Consider the following 14030-nt stretch of genomic DNA (forward strand, 5'->3'; position numbering starts at 1 on the left):
GATGACCCCAAACGGAAAACCGGCCATTCGCCTTTCGCTGCGCGCGGGCGAACGAATCTTCATCAACGGTGCCGTACTGAGAGCCGACCGCAAGGTCTCGCTCGAACTCCTGAACGATGCGACCTTCCTTCTGGAAAACCATGTTCTCCAGCCGGAAGACACGACCACGCCGCTGCGCCAGCTCTATTTCGCCGCGCAGATGATGCTGATCGAACCGGCCATGCGCGAACAGGCCCACTCCACTTTCGCGCAGATGCTGAAAGGCATGTTCTCGACGTTCAAGGATGCGGAAATCCTGAATGCGCTGAAGCTGGTCGACGAGCTGGTGCATAACGGGCGCATTTTCGAGGCGCTCAAGACAATTCGCGCGCAATATCCACGCGAGGCCGAACTGATGGGCCTTGAGAGCCCTGTTTTGCCCGTGGCTGCGACCCGGAAATCTGCGGAGGCAAACCCATGACCACGACACCGCCGATTGGCACGAATACGACGAATAACAACACGACGAACAACAGCAATTCCGCGGCCAACAAGGCGAGCGTCGATTATAATTCCTTCCTGAAGCTTCTGGTGACCCAGATGCAAAATCAGGATCCGACGCAGCCCATGGACGCGACGCAATATGTTTCGCAGCTTGCGACCTTCTCCAATGTCGAGCAGGCCGTGCAGATGAACAGCAAGCTTGAAACGTTGATCGCCAATACGTCTCTGACACAGGCCGAAGGCTGGATCGGTCGCACGCTGACCAATGCCGATGGCAGCATATCGGGCGTCGTAAAATCCGTTACCATCCAGTCCAACGGCATGCTGGCCGAACTGGAAGACGGCAAGACGCTGATGATCGGCGCAGGCGTCAAGATCAGCTAGGACCGATGCGGTGAACGAAGCTGACGCGCTTGATATCGTCAATTCTGCGATCTGGACCGTGCTTATGGCAAGCGGTCCGGCGGTGCTTGCCGCCATGCTTGCAGGCATCGGCATCGCACTTTTCCAGGCGCTGACGCAGATTCAGGAAATGACGCTGACCTTCGTGCCGAAGATCATCGTCATTTTCGTCGTGCTGGCCCTGACCGCGCCGTTCGTCGGTGCGCAGATCAACTCCTTCACGCTGCTGGCCTATTCTCGTATCGAGAAGGGGTTCTAGCACGTAGCCTTCGCGCAAGCTTCGCGAGCTAAGGTCCGTCCCGAAACAGGAGACGGATGTGCAGCAGGCAGCGGCTAAACCCTTGATGAAAAGCGGACTTCTGACCGGCAGCGATATGGGGCTGGCGGTTGGCATCATCATCATCCTGACCGTGCTTTTCCTGCCTGTTCCGGCTGTCGTGCTGGATATTGGTCTGGCGTTTTCGATCGCCTTCTCGGTCCTGATCCTGATGGTTGCGCTCTGGATTCAGCGCCCGCTAGACTTTTCCGCCTTTCCGACGGTACTGCTGATCGCCACCATGATGCGATTGTCGCTGAATATCGCGACGACACGCGTGATTCTCACCCACGGCAATGAAGGCTATCTTGCCGCCGGTCATGTGATCCACGGCTTCTCGCAATTCGTGATGGGCGGCGACTTCGTTATCGGTCTGGTCGTTTTCTGCATTCTCATCATCGTCAACTTCCTCGTCATCACCAAGGGCGCGACGCGTATCGCGGAAGTGGGCGCGCGCTTCACCCTCGACGCCATTCCCGGCAAGCAGATGGCCATCGATGCCGACCTGTCGTCCGGCCTGATCGATGAAAAGGAAGCGCAGCGCCGCCGTCGCGAGCTGGAAGAGGAAAGCTCCTTCTTCGGCTCCATGGACGGTGCTTCGAAATTCGTTCGCGGCGATGCGATTGCCGGTCTCATCATCACCGCCGTCAATATTTTCGGCGGTATCATCATCGGCGCTACGCGCCACGACATGGATATTGCGCACGCAGCCGATGTCTTCACCAAGCTGTCGGTCGGCGATGGTCTGGTCACACAGATTCCGGCCCTGATCGTCTCGCTTGCCGCCGGTCTTCTGGTGTCGAAGGGCGGCACACGCGGCTCTGCCGATCAGGCGATCTTCGGTCAGCTGGGTGCCTATCCGAAAGCGCTTCTGGTTGCGGCGATGCTGCTCTTCGTCCTCGGCATTATGCCGGGCCTGCCAGCCTTCCCGTTCTTTATGCTCGGTGGCGCAATGGCTTTCATCGGTATTGCCGTACCCCGTCGACAAGCGCGCCAGCGCGAAGCGGAAGCCAACGAGGCCGGCAAGAAGCAGCGTGAAGCGGAAGAGCAGGAGCGCAATTCCGTCAAGGCGTCGCTCGAAACCAACCAGATCGAACTTTGCCTCGGCAAGCAGCTTTCCGCCCGCCTGATCGCATCGCAGCAGGAGCTGGCGCATCGCGTCAACAAGATGCGCCGCAAGTTCGCGCAGGAATACGGTTTCGTCATCCCTGAAATCAAGGTCACGGACGATATCGCGCTTCCGCCGAAAAGCTATCGCATCAAGATACACGGTACGGCCGTTGCCAGCCACGAGCTGCGCGTCGGTGAAACGCTTGTCGTGCTTGGCGACCGCCCGATCCCATCCATTCCGGGTGAGGAAGTGCGCGAACCGGCCTTCGGTATGCGCGCCTATTCCGTGCCGGAAACCTTTGCGTCCGATCTCCGCCGCGATGGCTATATGACCGTGGATAATCTCTCAGTCCTGCTGACACATTTGAGCGAAATCGTCCGCAACAATCTGGCCCAGCTTCTTTCCTACAAGGATATGCGCATTCTGCTGGACCGTCTCGGCTCTGAATATCGCAAGCTTCTGGAAGATATCTGCCCGACGCATATTTCCTATTCGGGCCTGCAGGCGGTGCTCAAGCTGCTGCTCGCCGAACGCATTTCCATCCGCAACCTGCATCTGATCCTTGAAGCCATTGCGGAGATCGCACCGCTTGTTCGCCGTCCGGAAATGATTGTGGAACATGTCCGCATGCGCATGGCGCAGCAGATTTGCGGCGATCTTTCCGACAATGGCGTGCTGAATGTTTTGCGTCTGGGCAATCGCTGGGATCTGGTCTTCCACCAGAGCCTCAAGCGTGACGCCAAAGGTGAAATCGTCGAATTCGACATCGATCCGCGCCTGCTGGAACAGTTTGGCACCGAGGCCTCCACCGTCATTCGCAAGCATTTCGACAATGGCGAACGTTTCGTGCTGGTTTCCTCGCCAGAAGCGCGGCCATACATTCGCATGATTATCGAGCGTCTGTTCGCCACCCTGCCTGTCTTGTCCCATGTCGAAATCGCACGTGGCGTGGAGGTGAAGTCACTCGGCGCGATTTCGTAAGAGGACGGCGTTCTTCGATCCTGCGGCCCTCATCCTCAGGAGCCAAGCCGAGCTTGCCGAGGCTTGGCGTATCGAAGGGCGAGGGGGATTAGTTATTGCTTCATACGATGAAAGGGCCTTGAGTGCCTGTCGCGCAACTGCCGCTCAACGAAATCATTCTGGCCGCCGTTCTGGCGTTCTGCCGGGTCGGTGCGTGCCTGATGCTGATGCCGGGGCTTTCGAGTGCGCGCATTCCGTTGCAGGTCAGGCTCTATATTGCGCTGGCCTGTTCATTCGCAGTCCTGCCGCTGGTGCTGCAGCGTATCGTTACCGTTGTCGATGCCGGGCAGCCGTGGACTCTATTCCGCCTGATGGCGAGCGAGATGTTCGTCGGCGCGGTTATCGGTATTCTGGCACATATCTATTTCTGGGCGTTGCAATTCATGGCAAACACGATGGCGGTTTCAGTCGGATATTCCGGCTCGCCTGCCGATGCCATCACGGAAAGTGAACCGCAGGCGACACTTGCCACCATCGTCACCTTCAGCGCACTGTTCCTGTTCTTCATTACCGATATGCATCTGGAAATCTTCCGGGCGCTGCTCAATTCCTATGTGGCCATTCCGGTTGACGGGCAGTTCCGCCCCGATGCGGCGATGATCGATTTCACCGATGCGCTTTCGGCGGCTTTTCTGGCGACACTGCGTATTGCAGCGCCGTTCATCGTTTTTGCGATTCTCGTCAATTTTGCCATCGGTCTGGTGAACAAGCTGACGCCGACCATACCGGTTTACTTCGTATCGATGCCATTCGTGCTGGGGGGAGGGCTGTTGGTGGTCTATTTCATCCTGCCGGAACTCCTGCGCTTCTTCACCAACGAAACTGCGACGCAGCTTCGCGAGCTGTTTTAGGGGTGGCCATGGCGAATCCACGCAATCTGAAAAAGCTGATTGAACTGCAAAAACTCGGAAGCGCCCGGCTGGAACAGGCTCTTGCCGCAGCCAATGCACGCAAGGGCGCGCTGGATGAGGAGCGGGAGGCGCTCATCGCCATGCAGGATCGCCGCTATGATGGCGATACGCTCGATATCGATCCATCGCTGCTCATCAAGCGTCTTGGAACCAATGCCGCCGAATCGCAGCAGCTCGAGCAGCGTCTCGAATCACAGCGCAAAGCACTTCTGCAGGAACAAAGACGTGTCGGGTTGCTGGAAGAGCGGCTGACGGATGCTGAAAATGATCGCGAACGGCGGGAACTTTCCAGCTTGATCGAGGAATTTATTAGCCGGAAAACGACAAATCGCTCGCAAAACCCTGATTGAGCGCAAAATCGAGGCTGAACGCACGCACAAGTTTCAGTCAAGTTTGACCCATTATGGTGCAAGTAACAAAGCGCATCCCAAAAAGTGCGAAGCGATTTTTGGACAAGATGCGCGCAAGGACGATCAGATCGAAACGCGCTCTAAAAGAAGGAAGAGATGCATGGCGATCAACCCGCCGTCAGATCTGGTGATGGACGTGGCGCGTGCAGCCGATCCGCAAGCCTATCGCATGGCGGCGGAACGGCTGAGAGCGCCGTCCGCATCCGGGACCATGGTGGCATCCACTGGGGCAGCCGCAATGGCGGCACCCGCCGCCGGTGGTGGACTGACGCGGGATAATTTCGCCAGCTTTTCCGACAGCCTTGCGGCTGGGGTCAGCGTACGACCGGATGCGCAGAATGCGGCCAGTCCGGCTTATCGCAAGTTCGAGGCCTTCATGCTGCAATCCTTCGTGCAGTCGATGTTCACCAGTGACACGACGGCGACCTTCGGGAAGGGGATTGCCGGTGAATACTGGAAGTCCATGATGGCGGAAGCCATGGCAAACAAGATGGCGGATGGCGGCGGTGTCGGCATTGCCAAGTTGCTTGAGGAACAGGCGGCGCGCAACGGGCGGGCAGACGCGCCGACGACGATAGCGTTAGGAGACGTGATCAATAATCTGGGAGAAAGTGTGGGCCAGAACGGCGTATCGAAGGACATCGTGCATGGCTTCGAACGCAAGCTCATTCAAAAGCAACTCGACAACAACAGCGATACGGACAGCGCGCGCGGCTGATTGGCCCGCAACCATAGCGTCCGCCATGCTTCATAATTGAGGACCCCTAAATGACCGAGACAAGCTCTGAAAACAGCCTGCCGCCAGAGGATTCGCAAATCGTCACTGTCACGAGCGAACCGGGTCAGGCGCTGGCAGAGGAACCGGCCGAGAACCCCACATTGAAGCCGGTCGTGCGGGCAATCCAACGTTTGGAAGATGTCATCGATACTGAAACGCGCCTTCTTCTGGAGGGCGGCAATCCGGATCTGGCGGAAATCAACTCCCGCAAGAGCCGTGGGCTTTACGATTTCAACAAAGCGATCAAGAAAGCGGCCAGTGCTGCCGAACCGGCGACGATGAAGCGGCTTCAGCCGCTGCTCGACAGCCTGAAGCAGAAGCTTGAGAAGAATTGCGAAGCGCTGCAGCTGCATCTGCGGGCCGTCGGTGAGTTGGCTGATCTCATTCGCGGTGCGCTGGAAACGCAGGAAGCCGACGGCACCTACAGCATGCAGAGTGTGAGGCTCGGTCACGCACGATGATCCGCATCATTGCCATCGGTCTGTGGATTTGTGCCGTCGCTTTCGGCTCGCTTTTCCTGGCGGTTCGCCAGAACGTCTCATCGTCGGGTGAGGCGCAGGCGGCGACCAGTGGATTTGGCGGCGTGGATTACGTCAAGACAGATGTGATGAGCGTGCCGATCATCTCGAATGGCGGCGTCGCCGGTTATGTGGTGACGCAGCTTGTCTATACGGTCGATTCGAACATTCGCAAGAAGCTGACCGTGCCGCTCGAATTCTTCATCAACGATGAGATATTCCGTAAATTCTATGGCAGCTATTCGGATACGAAAGAGGTCGAGAAGGTGAGTTTCGAGGACGTTCGTGCCTCGATCATCACCGATCTCAATGCGCGGTTCCCCGAGCCGGTCATCAAGGACCTTCTGGTCGAGCAGTTCAACTATATTTCAGCGGAAGAAATCCGTGCCATGAACATGCGCGGCACGCCGACACCGACGGCACCGGCCAAGCAGTCAGAGAAGCAGGCCAACGCAGAGCCTGTCAGTCACAGCGAATAGTATTTTCCTGCAAGCTGGGCGAGGCGCTCGTCATCGAGCGGTGCGACCGCCGGGTCGGATACAAGCTCCACACCCATTTCACGACCATCCCGCCAGGCCACGCGGGCCAGAAGCGCGCGTCCGTAATAATCGTCAAACAGCCAGAAGCGTTCGGGCAGGGTCGGGACTTCGACAGTTCTCAGCTTGGCGCCATGGGGCGCGATATCGCTGAACTGGCATTCGATGATGAAACGCCCATCGAGCCCCACGATCTTTCCGGAGCGCAGCCTTGTACGCTGTCTCTCTTCCCTACGACGTTCGTGGGATGGCTTAACCCGTGCCATATCAAAATCTTACCTGCTATTCCCCTGAGACTAATCTAGCAGGTTTCGATTGCCGATGCGTTACTTTTTAAACCGGGATTTTGCGGACATGGTTACCTTGAACAGGTTCCTGTTTGTCAGTGCTCGCCACAGGCTTCGCAGAGGCCGCGCAGCTCCAGTGTCGTCTTGCGCGACTTGAAACCGTTCTGAAGGCTCCAGGCGCTGACAAGGTTCTCGATCGCCGCGTCGGAGAATTCCGTCACCTGACCGCATTTCTCGCAAATCGCGAAAGCCACCAGACCCTGCTGATGGCATTGCGGGTGCGCGCAGGCAACGAAGGCGTTGAGGCTTTCAAGGCGATGAATCATCCCGTAATCGAGCAGCTTTTCCAGTGCGCGATAGACCTGCAGCGGCGCGCGGAAACCGTCGTCACGCAGCTGGTCGAGGATCGTATAGGCGCTGAGTGGGCCTTCCGCTTTGGACAAAACGTCGAAAACCAGTGTCTGATTGCGGGTGAGGTCCTGCGGGGCGTGATGATGGTGATGCGTGCTCATTGTCCAGCGATCCGTTTCGGTGATGCCTTTTCCCTCTTATGTAGGGGTAGCAGGCTCAAAATGAAAATGGCAAGCGCCGCGACCACAATGGAAGGGCCGGATGGCGTGTCGAAATGAATGGAACCATAAAGTCCGCCGATAACCCCCGCAGCCCCGATCAGTGAGGCCAGAATGGCCATCTGTTCGGGTGTGGAAGAAAAGCGGCGTGCCGTTGCTGCCGGAATGATCAGCAGCGAGGTGATCAATAGAATTCCGACGATCTTCATCGCAATGGCGATGACGATGGCCAGAAGCAGCATGAAAACAATGCGCGACAGGGCAGGGTTCATACCTTCGGCGCGGGCAATATCCTCGCTGACGGTAGCGGCAAGGAAAGGGCGCCACAGCCAGGCCAGAACCGCCAGCACAAATACCCCGCCGCCATAGATGAAGGCGATATCCATTCGCGAGACAGCCAGAATATCGCCGAACAGGAACGACAGCAGGTCGACGCGCACCCATGTCATGAAGGCAACGAGGACGAGGCCAAGCGACAGCGTGGCATGGGACAGGATGCCGAGCAGCGAATCCGCCGACAATGTGTGTCGGCGCTGCAAGAGCAGCAGAATGGCTGAAATCGCCACGGCAACGGCGAACACGCCGATCATCATATTGATGTCGAAAATGAGCGCCAGCGCCACGCCGAGCAGGGCGGAATGCGCCATGGTATCGCCGAAATAGGCCATGCGCCGCCAGACGATGAAGCAGCCGAGCGGTCCGGTCGTGAGCGCAAGCCCGACACCGGCGATGATGGCGCGGGTGAAGAAATCGTCAAGCACGCGGCGCGCTCCCTTCGTGATGATGATGTTCATGATCATGCCCGTGTTCATGGTCATGATGATGGCCGTCATCGGCGTGGCAGTGATCCGTCACGGAACCGTCGGCATGAAGCACGCGCCCGTCCGGCAGATGCGTGTGATCGTGATGATGCTCATAAACGGCAAGCGGTCCGACGGCCCGGCTGCCAAACAGCCGCATATATTCAGGGCTCGCCGTCACATCGCGCGGCGTCCCGCTGCAGCATACATGCCCGTTGAGGCAGATGACGCGGTCGGTCGCCGCCATGACCAGATGCAGGTCGTGCGAAATCAGCAGCACGCCGCAGCCTGTGTCGTCGCGCAGTTTCGCAATCAGTTCGTACAATGCAGCTTCGCCGGAAAAGTCGACGCCCTGCACCGGTTCGTCCAGCACCATGAGGTCCGGTTTGCGCGCGAGTGCGCGCGCCATCAGCGCACGCTGGAACTCGCCGCCTGACAGATTAGCGATTTCCGCCTTGGCCAGATGCGGAATGCCCACCACTTCCAAGGCCGTCTCGGTATCCTCGCGCGAGAGAGGCCCCGTCAGGGTCATCAGGCGCTCGACCGAAAGCGGCAACGTGCGGTCGATATTGATCTTTTGCGGCACATAGCCGATGCGCAGGCCCGGCGCGTGGATCACGCTGCCTTCGTCTGGTTTCAGGATGCGCAGCGCCATCTTGGCGGCGGTACTCTTGCCCGCGCCATTCGGACCGATCAGGGTGACGATCTCCCCGCGCTCAACACTCAGGTCGACATTGCGCACGAGCCAGCGCCCGTCGCGATAGACGCCGGCATCTTTCAGTTCAATCAATGTTTCCCGCGCTTTTTCGGCGGGGAGGGCGGTCTTCCTGCTCATTTATTCCGGGCTTTCAATGCCTGTATGTTCGTGTCCCACGCACGGATCATCCGCCGATTCGAAATTTTTCCCAGCGTCTTTTTCCGTTGCCGCTCTATTGCGCAACCGCCGCTGTGATTTTTCCAAAATGGGGGTTGCCTCACCTTATGACAGACGTTATAGCATAACGCAACTGACGTAATAAAATAACATATCACATGAATATGGTGCCCCTCCCCAATCGTACAAGAGAGAGACTATGAAACATCTCCGCTCCCTCCTCCTAGCCTCGGCATTTCTGGCTAGTACGGCAAATGTCTCACTTGCGGCAGAACGCGACGGCGTCGTGGTCTCGATCAAACCGCTCCATTCCATTGTTTCCGCAGTCATGCAGGGTGTGGGCGAGCCGAAACTGATCGTTCAGGGTGCGGGTTCCGAACATGTCTACAGCCTGAAACCCTCCGATGCCGAAGCAATCGAGCACGCCAAGGTGATTTTCTGGGCTGGGCCGTCGATGGAAACCTTCCTCGACAAGCCCATCGATACACTTGGCGATGGCGCAAAGGTTGTCGCTCTTGGTGAAGCGGATGGCCTGACCAAGCTGAAGTTCCGTGAAGGTGGTCCGTTCGAAGCGCATGACCATGGCCATGAAGGTCACAACCATGGTGCCGAAGGTCATGACCATGCTCACGATGACAAGAAGGATGCCGCCGATGCCGACAAGGGGCACAATCATGCCGCCGAAGCATCGGAAAGCGGGCATGACCATCACCATGGTCACAGTGAATATGATCTGCATTTCTGGCTCGACCCGCAAAACGGAAAGGTTCTGGCGGCGGATATCGCCAAGACGCTCGGCGAAAGCGACCCCGAACACGCTGCGCAATATGAAAAGAACGCCAAGGACTATGGCGAGAAGATTGACGCGCTGACCAAGGAAGTCGCCAGCGAACTGGAGCCGGTAAAGGACAAGCCGTTTATCGTCTTCCATGATGCATACCAGTATTTCGAAAATCGTTTCGGTGTGAAGGCGGCCGGATCAATCACGGTGAGCCCGGAAAAGGCGCCGGGTGCCGCGCGCATCAAGGAAATTCACGAGAAGATCAAATCGCTTGGCGCAACCTGCGTGTTCTCCGAACCGCAGTTCGAACCGAAGCTGGTGAATACAGTTATCGAAGGAACGGATGCCAGGACAGGCGTTCTCGATCCGCTGGGGGCAGAGCTGAAGGATGGTCCGGATCTCTATCCGCAGCTCATTCGCAATCTGGCGGATTCGTTGAAGGACTGTCTGTCGAAATAGGGCCAACAGCTGCGACCGCGCCCTCGCCAGGTGCACGCCCATAACTTGGTAGCGGTCGCAACGGTGCCGGGCTGGACCCTGCTTTAACTTACGGGCAGCCCGGCACTAGAGCATTTCCTGTTTTAATTGAATCATTGGAAATCCTCTATCTGTTTGTTTTCAGCATGTCTTTATCCCGAAACCGGTTCCCACTTTCGGGAGACATGCTCTAATGAGTGCGCCTCGACCTGATTGAAGCGGATCGAAACTTGCATTTCGACACTCAAAGGCGGCTCAGGCCGCCTATTTTCACCACTAAACCTGTTATGATATAACATTAAGGAGAAGAGAATGCGTAGCTTTGTGAAGGCGCTTCAGGCTGGTGCCGTTTTGACTTTTCTTGCTCCCGCAATCGCGGGTGCTCATGGAATCTGGATTGCAGAACGTCACGGAACGCAGGCGGTTGTTTACGGTCACGGCGCAAGCGATGAGGCCTATGACCCGCAGAAGCTCAAGACGGTTACGGCCAAGAATGGAGAGGGCAAGGATGTCGCCGTCGAGATCAAACGACAGGAAGATCATGCCCTGCTGAGCGTGCCCAAGGATGCAGTCGTGGTCAGCGGCACATTCGACAATGGCTTCTGGGCCGAGGGTCCGGACGGCAAGTGGGTCAACAAGCCGAAATCGGAAGTGCCGGGCGCAAAACAGTCCAGTCAGAGTCAGAAATTTGCTGTCGCCATTCTGGATCATCTGCGCAAAAAGCCAGAAGCCCAAGGTTTGCCTTTCGAAATCGTTCCGTTGATGGACCCGACAATATTGGAGGCGGGCAACGAGCTTCCCGTGCAGGTTCTGTTTGACGGAAAGCCGGTGGAAGGCGTCGAGGTCACGGCGGATTATGTCAATGACAGTCACGCAGCGCCGGTGAAAACCGACGCGGAAGGCATCGCCAGGATCAATATCCGCAACGCGGGTCTCAATGTCGTTGGGGCGGGTTATTCCAGGCCGCTGTCTGATTCAAAGGAAGCTGACAAGCTCAGCTATTTCACCACGCTGACCTTCAACCTCGATCACCACCATCACGATTGATCCTACCCAGTTTGATGAGGAACGGAGTCATGAGAAAGAGACTGCCCGTTACGGTCTTGTCCGGTTTTCTCGGGGCCGGAAAGACGACACTGCTCAATCACGTGCTCAATAATCGCGAGAACCGCCGCGTCGCGGTGATCGTCAATGATATGAGTGAAGTGAATATAGATGCCGCCCTCGTTCGTGAGGGCGGCGCCAATCTCTCCCGCACGGATGAACAGCTGGTCGAAATGACCAATGGCTGCATCTGCTGCACATTGCGCGATGATCTCCTGAAGGAGGTTTCACAACTGGCAGCTCAGGGACGCTTCGATTATCTGCTGATCGAATCGACCGGCATAGCCGAGCCACTGCCGGTTGCCGCCACGTTCGAGTTTCGCGACGAGAAGGGCAACAGTCTTTCGGACGTTGCCCGGCTCGATACGATGGTGACAGTTGTTGATGCCGCCAATCTGCTGAAGGATTATGCATCGAGCGATTTTCTGCGCGATCGCGGCGAATCCCTTGGTGAAGATGACGAGCGCACGCTTGTCGATCTTCTGGTTGAACAGATCGAGTTCGCCGATGTCGTCGTGCTGAACAAGATATCGACCGCTTCAAAAGAGGAGCGTGATCTGGCGCACAAGGTCATCCGCTCGCTCAATCCCGATGCCCGCATCGAGGAGGTCGATTTCGGTGAAGTGTCGCTTGACGCCATACTGGACACGAAGCTTTTCGACTTCAACAAGGCGCATGAGCATCCGCTCTGGTACAAGGAGTTGCACGGCTTTGCCTCGCATACGCCCGAGACCGAGGAATATGGCGTTCGCTCCTTTGTCTATCGTGCGCGACGTCCCTTCGATCCCGAACGGTTTCAATCGTTCATCGACAAGGGCTGGCCGGGTGTCGTGCGGGCGAAAGGCTTCTTCTGGCTTGCCACCCGTCCGGATTTTGTCGGTGAAATCAGTCAGGCGGGCGCGTTGGTCCGCACCGGAAAAAGGGGGCGCTGGTGGTCATCCGTGCCGAAGCAATACTGGCCGGCGGAACCCGAATGGCAGCGCGCCATGGAGCCATATTTCCATAAGGTGTGGGGTGATCGGCGTCAGGAGATTGTGTTCATCGGTGTCGATCCGATGCAGGAAGATGCGCTCATCGATGAGCTGGATCAATGTCTTCTTGAGGAAGAAGACTTCGTGCCAGAGCGCTGGTCGGGGCTGAACGATCCGTTCCCGAACTGGTCGGCCGCCGCGGCTTGAGGCCTATTCTGACAGTGAGGCTATATCCAGAGCCTTGCTGTCGGCTAGCGTCCGATGATCCAGAACGCTGGCGATGGCTTCGCGCACATCGAGCATCATATGGCGCACCTCGCATTCGTCCTCATCGCAATCGTCACATGGGCGATAGTCTGTCTTGCTGGCGCAGGCGATGGGGGCAAGCGCGCCGTCGAGCGCGCGGATGATATTGCCGATGGCAATCTCGTGGGCCGGGCGGGCCAGACAGAAGCCACCGCCCTTGCCCTTGCGACTAAGAACGAAGCCGGCATTGCGAAGTTCGGTAAAAATATTGTCGAGAAACTTGCGCGGTATATGGTGCTTCTCGGCGATTTCGCTGGCCGAAACCAGCTGTCCATCTGTAACGCCCGCCAGATGCACCATGGCTTTCAGGCCATATTTGCCCTTTTTAGTCAGCATGCCACCCCTGTGGAGCATTTCCTCTGGGAACGGAAACCGGTTTCGTCCGGAAATGCATGAAAAGAATACGCCACACACGCCGCCAGCGTGAGCTGGCACCGTTTCGCAAGATCAGGCCGAATATCTGTGAGTGCCTGTATATAAGAAGTTAGGGGGTAAACCCCGCCGCGACAAGTCTTTTTGCCGCTACAGCATCGGCCCGAAAATCGGTATCGATTTTTGGAATGCACGATGCGTGACTTCTATAGTGTGGAACATCCGCGATGGCGCATGGCGTTCTGGCGACTAATCTCGTCCATTGGCCAGCAAGGCGAGCGATAATGCTCCCTGCAACGCATCGCCAAGCGCGGGCCGAAAGCGTTCCCGATGCGGTAGAAATGGCAGTGCTGCATAGGATGAGGCGAGGCCTCCCGTCAGGCTGAACCGGCCAAGCGTCTCTATACCGAGCCGATCCAGACCGCGGGCAATATAAGAGCAGGCGCGTTGCAGGATCGAAAGGCCGAGCGCATCGCCCTTATGCACATAGTCAAAAACGATAGGAGCGAAGGCGGCGTAGTCTGCGGCCGTCGCCGTGCGCGAAAAGGTTATGATCTGGCGCATGTCACCGTTGAACCGTGCCAGCACGGCATCGGCAAGTTCCGTGTGCTCTGTCATGCCGTCCAGAGCAAGCAGCGTTTCTTCAAGAAGTTCACGACCAAGCCGCGCGCCGCCCGCATGATCGCTCAACATGAAGCCGCGTCCGCCGATAATCTCGAAGGCGTCTTCTTCTCTTTTGACGAACACCGAGCCGGTGCCGAGAATGACGACGGCACCGTCTTTCTGACCGAGCGCACCTTGCAGGGCGGTAACAGCGTCGGAAACGATCTTCACCTTGCCGAAAGGCAGGCTCTGTTCCACGCGATCCTTGTCCGGGAGCGAGTTTGCGCCTGCGAGCCCGAACACGGCGCAGGTCTCATTCAATATAGAGACATCCAGTCCTGCATCGTGCACGGCCAGTGTCGCTGCGCGCATGATATTATCCAGAGCCGTCGCCGGATCTG

Annotated in this window: 18 protein-coding genes (1 of these 18 cut by a window edge); 12 read left to right on the forward strand and 6 right to left on the reverse strand. The window is 57.5% G+C overall.

The features are described from left to right. Position 1 precedes the first annotated feature (1 nt). From flbT to LJ361_RS12545, 9 genes are all read left to right on the forward strand, one after another. Entirely contained in the window at positions 2–460 is a 459-nt protein-coding gene (gene flbT / locus LJ361_RS12505) for a flagellar biosynthesis repressor FlbT (protein ID WP_012093496.1), read from the forward strand. Beyond that, on the forward strand, positions 457–867 hold the full coding sequence (gene flgD, locus LJ361_RS12510; protein WP_010660750.1) for a flagellar hook assembly protein FlgD: 411 nt from the start codon (positions 457–459) through the stop codon (positions 865–867). Before flbT ends, flgD begins: the two co-directional genes overlap by 4 nt. A 10-nt stretch (positions 868–877) precedes the next feature. Next, the gene (fliQ, locus tag LJ361_RS12515; protein ID WP_006469393.1) at positions 878–1144 is read left to right on the forward strand and encodes a flagellar biosynthesis protein FliQ; all 267 of its coding nucleotides are present in this window, start codon (positions 878–880) and stop codon (positions 1142–1144) included. An 85-nt stretch (positions 1145–1229) separates the two neighbouring features. After that, positions 1230–3293 carry a flagellar biosynthesis protein FlhA gene (gene flhA / locus LJ361_RS12520; protein WP_010660751.1) on the forward strand — a complete coding sequence of 688 codons (2064 nt, stop codon included), beginning with the start codon at positions 1230–1232 and terminating at the stop codon, positions 3291–3293. A 122-nt stretch (positions 3294–3415) separates the two neighbouring features. Beyond that, positions 3416–4183: a flagellar biosynthetic protein FliR gene (fliR, locus tag LJ361_RS12525; protein WP_151576797.1), complete on the forward strand. Its 768-nt coding sequence runs from the start codon at positions 3416–3418 to the stop codon at positions 4181–4183. Between the two features lie 8 nt (positions 4184–4191). Further along, positions 4192–4593, forward strand: coding sequence for a hypothetical protein (locus LJ361_RS12530; protein ID WP_151616132.1), 402 nt, complete (start codon positions 4192–4194; stop codon positions 4591–4593). Between the two features lie 160 nt (positions 4594–4753). Further along, positions 4754–5371, forward strand: a complete 618-nt coding sequence (locus tag LJ361_RS12535; RefSeq protein WP_010660754.1) for a rod-binding protein — start codon at positions 4754–4756, stop codon at positions 5369–5371. A gap of 50 nt (positions 5372–5421) precedes the next feature. Further along, positions 5422–5892, forward strand: a complete 471-nt coding sequence (locus LJ361_RS12540) for a hypothetical protein (protein WP_010660755.1) — start codon at positions 5422–5424, stop codon at positions 5890–5892. Beyond that, positions 5889–6428 carry a hypothetical protein gene (locus tag LJ361_RS12545; protein WP_010660756.1) on the forward strand — a complete coding sequence of 180 codons (540 nt, stop codon included), beginning with the start codon at positions 5889–5891 and terminating at the stop codon, positions 6426–6428. The genes LJ361_RS12540 and LJ361_RS12545 overlap by 4 nt, the downstream gene beginning before the upstream one ends. Here LJ361_RS12545 and LJ361_RS12550 read toward each other — a convergent pair. From LJ361_RS12550 to LJ361_RS12565, 4 genes are all read right to left on the reverse strand, one after another. Further along, the gene (locus tag LJ361_RS12550; RefSeq protein ID WP_010660757.1) at positions 6416–6751 is read right to left on the reverse strand and encodes a PilZ domain-containing protein; all 336 of its coding nucleotides are present in this window, start codon (positions 6749–6751) and stop codon (positions 6416–6418) included. The genes LJ361_RS12545 and LJ361_RS12550 overlap by 13 nt on opposite strands. A 116-nt stretch (positions 6752–6867) precedes the next feature. Then, a complete protein-coding gene (locus LJ361_RS12555; RefSeq protein WP_010660758.1) occupies positions 6868–7284 on the reverse strand; it encodes a Fur family transcriptional regulator in 417 nt (138 codons plus the stop codon). Continuing rightward, a complete protein-coding gene (gene znuB / locus LJ361_RS12560; protein ID WP_094515882.1) occupies positions 7281–8141 on the reverse strand; it encodes a zinc ABC transporter permease subunit ZnuB in 861 nt (286 codons plus the stop codon). The genes LJ361_RS12555 and znuB overlap by 4 nt, the downstream gene beginning before the upstream one ends. Further along, on the reverse strand, positions 8095–8976 hold the full coding sequence (locus LJ361_RS12565; protein WP_094515883.1) for a metal ABC transporter ATP-binding protein: 882 nt from the start codon (positions 8974–8976) through the stop codon (positions 8095–8097). Before LJ361_RS12565 ends, znuB begins: the two co-directional genes overlap by 47 nt. A gap of 238 nt (positions 8977–9214) precedes the next feature. On the opposite strand from LJ361_RS12565, the gene znuA reads away from it, so the two are divergent. From znuA to zigA, 3 genes are all read left to right on the forward strand, one after another. After that, positions 9215–10255 (forward strand): zinc ABC transporter substrate-binding protein ZnuA, encoded by a 1041-nt coding sequence (gene znuA / locus LJ361_RS12570; protein WP_151576800.1) that lies wholly within the window; start codon positions 9215–9217, stop codon positions 10253–10255. Positions 10256–10585: 330 nt separating this feature from the next. Next, positions 10586–11320 carry a DUF4198 domain-containing protein gene (locus tag LJ361_RS12575; RefSeq protein WP_010660762.1) on the forward strand — a complete coding sequence of 245 codons (735 nt, stop codon included), beginning with the start codon at positions 10586–10588 and terminating at the stop codon, positions 11318–11320. A 29-nt stretch (positions 11321–11349) separates the two neighbouring features. Then, positions 11350–12555, forward strand: coding sequence for a zinc metallochaperone GTPase ZigA (gene zigA / locus LJ361_RS12580; RefSeq protein WP_012093487.1), 1206 nt, complete (start codon positions 11350–11352; stop codon positions 12553–12555). Between the two features lie 3 nt (positions 12556–12558). Here zigA and LJ361_RS12585 read toward each other — a convergent pair whose 3' ends face one another. Both LJ361_RS12585 and LJ361_RS12590 read right to left on the reverse strand, forming a co-directional pair. Then, positions 12559–12990 (reverse strand): RrF2 family transcriptional regulator, encoded by a 432-nt coding sequence (locus LJ361_RS12585; RefSeq protein ID WP_010660764.1) that lies wholly within the window; start codon positions 12988–12990, stop codon positions 12559–12561. A gap of 285 nt (positions 12991–13275) precedes the next feature. Continuing rightward, positions 13276–14030: the 3' portion of a BadF/BadG/BcrA/BcrD ATPase family protein gene (locus LJ361_RS12590; RefSeq protein WP_264811646.1), read on the reverse strand. The gene runs 127 nt beyond the window's last position; 755 of the gene's 882 nt are visible here — the last part of the coding sequence; the start codon falls outside the window, past its right edge; the stop codon is at positions 13276–13278.

This window comes from Brucella sp. JSBI001, assembly GCF_026014005.1.
GTDB lineage: Bacteria > Pseudomonadota > Alphaproteobacteria > Rhizobiales > Rhizobiaceae > Brucella > Brucella anthropi.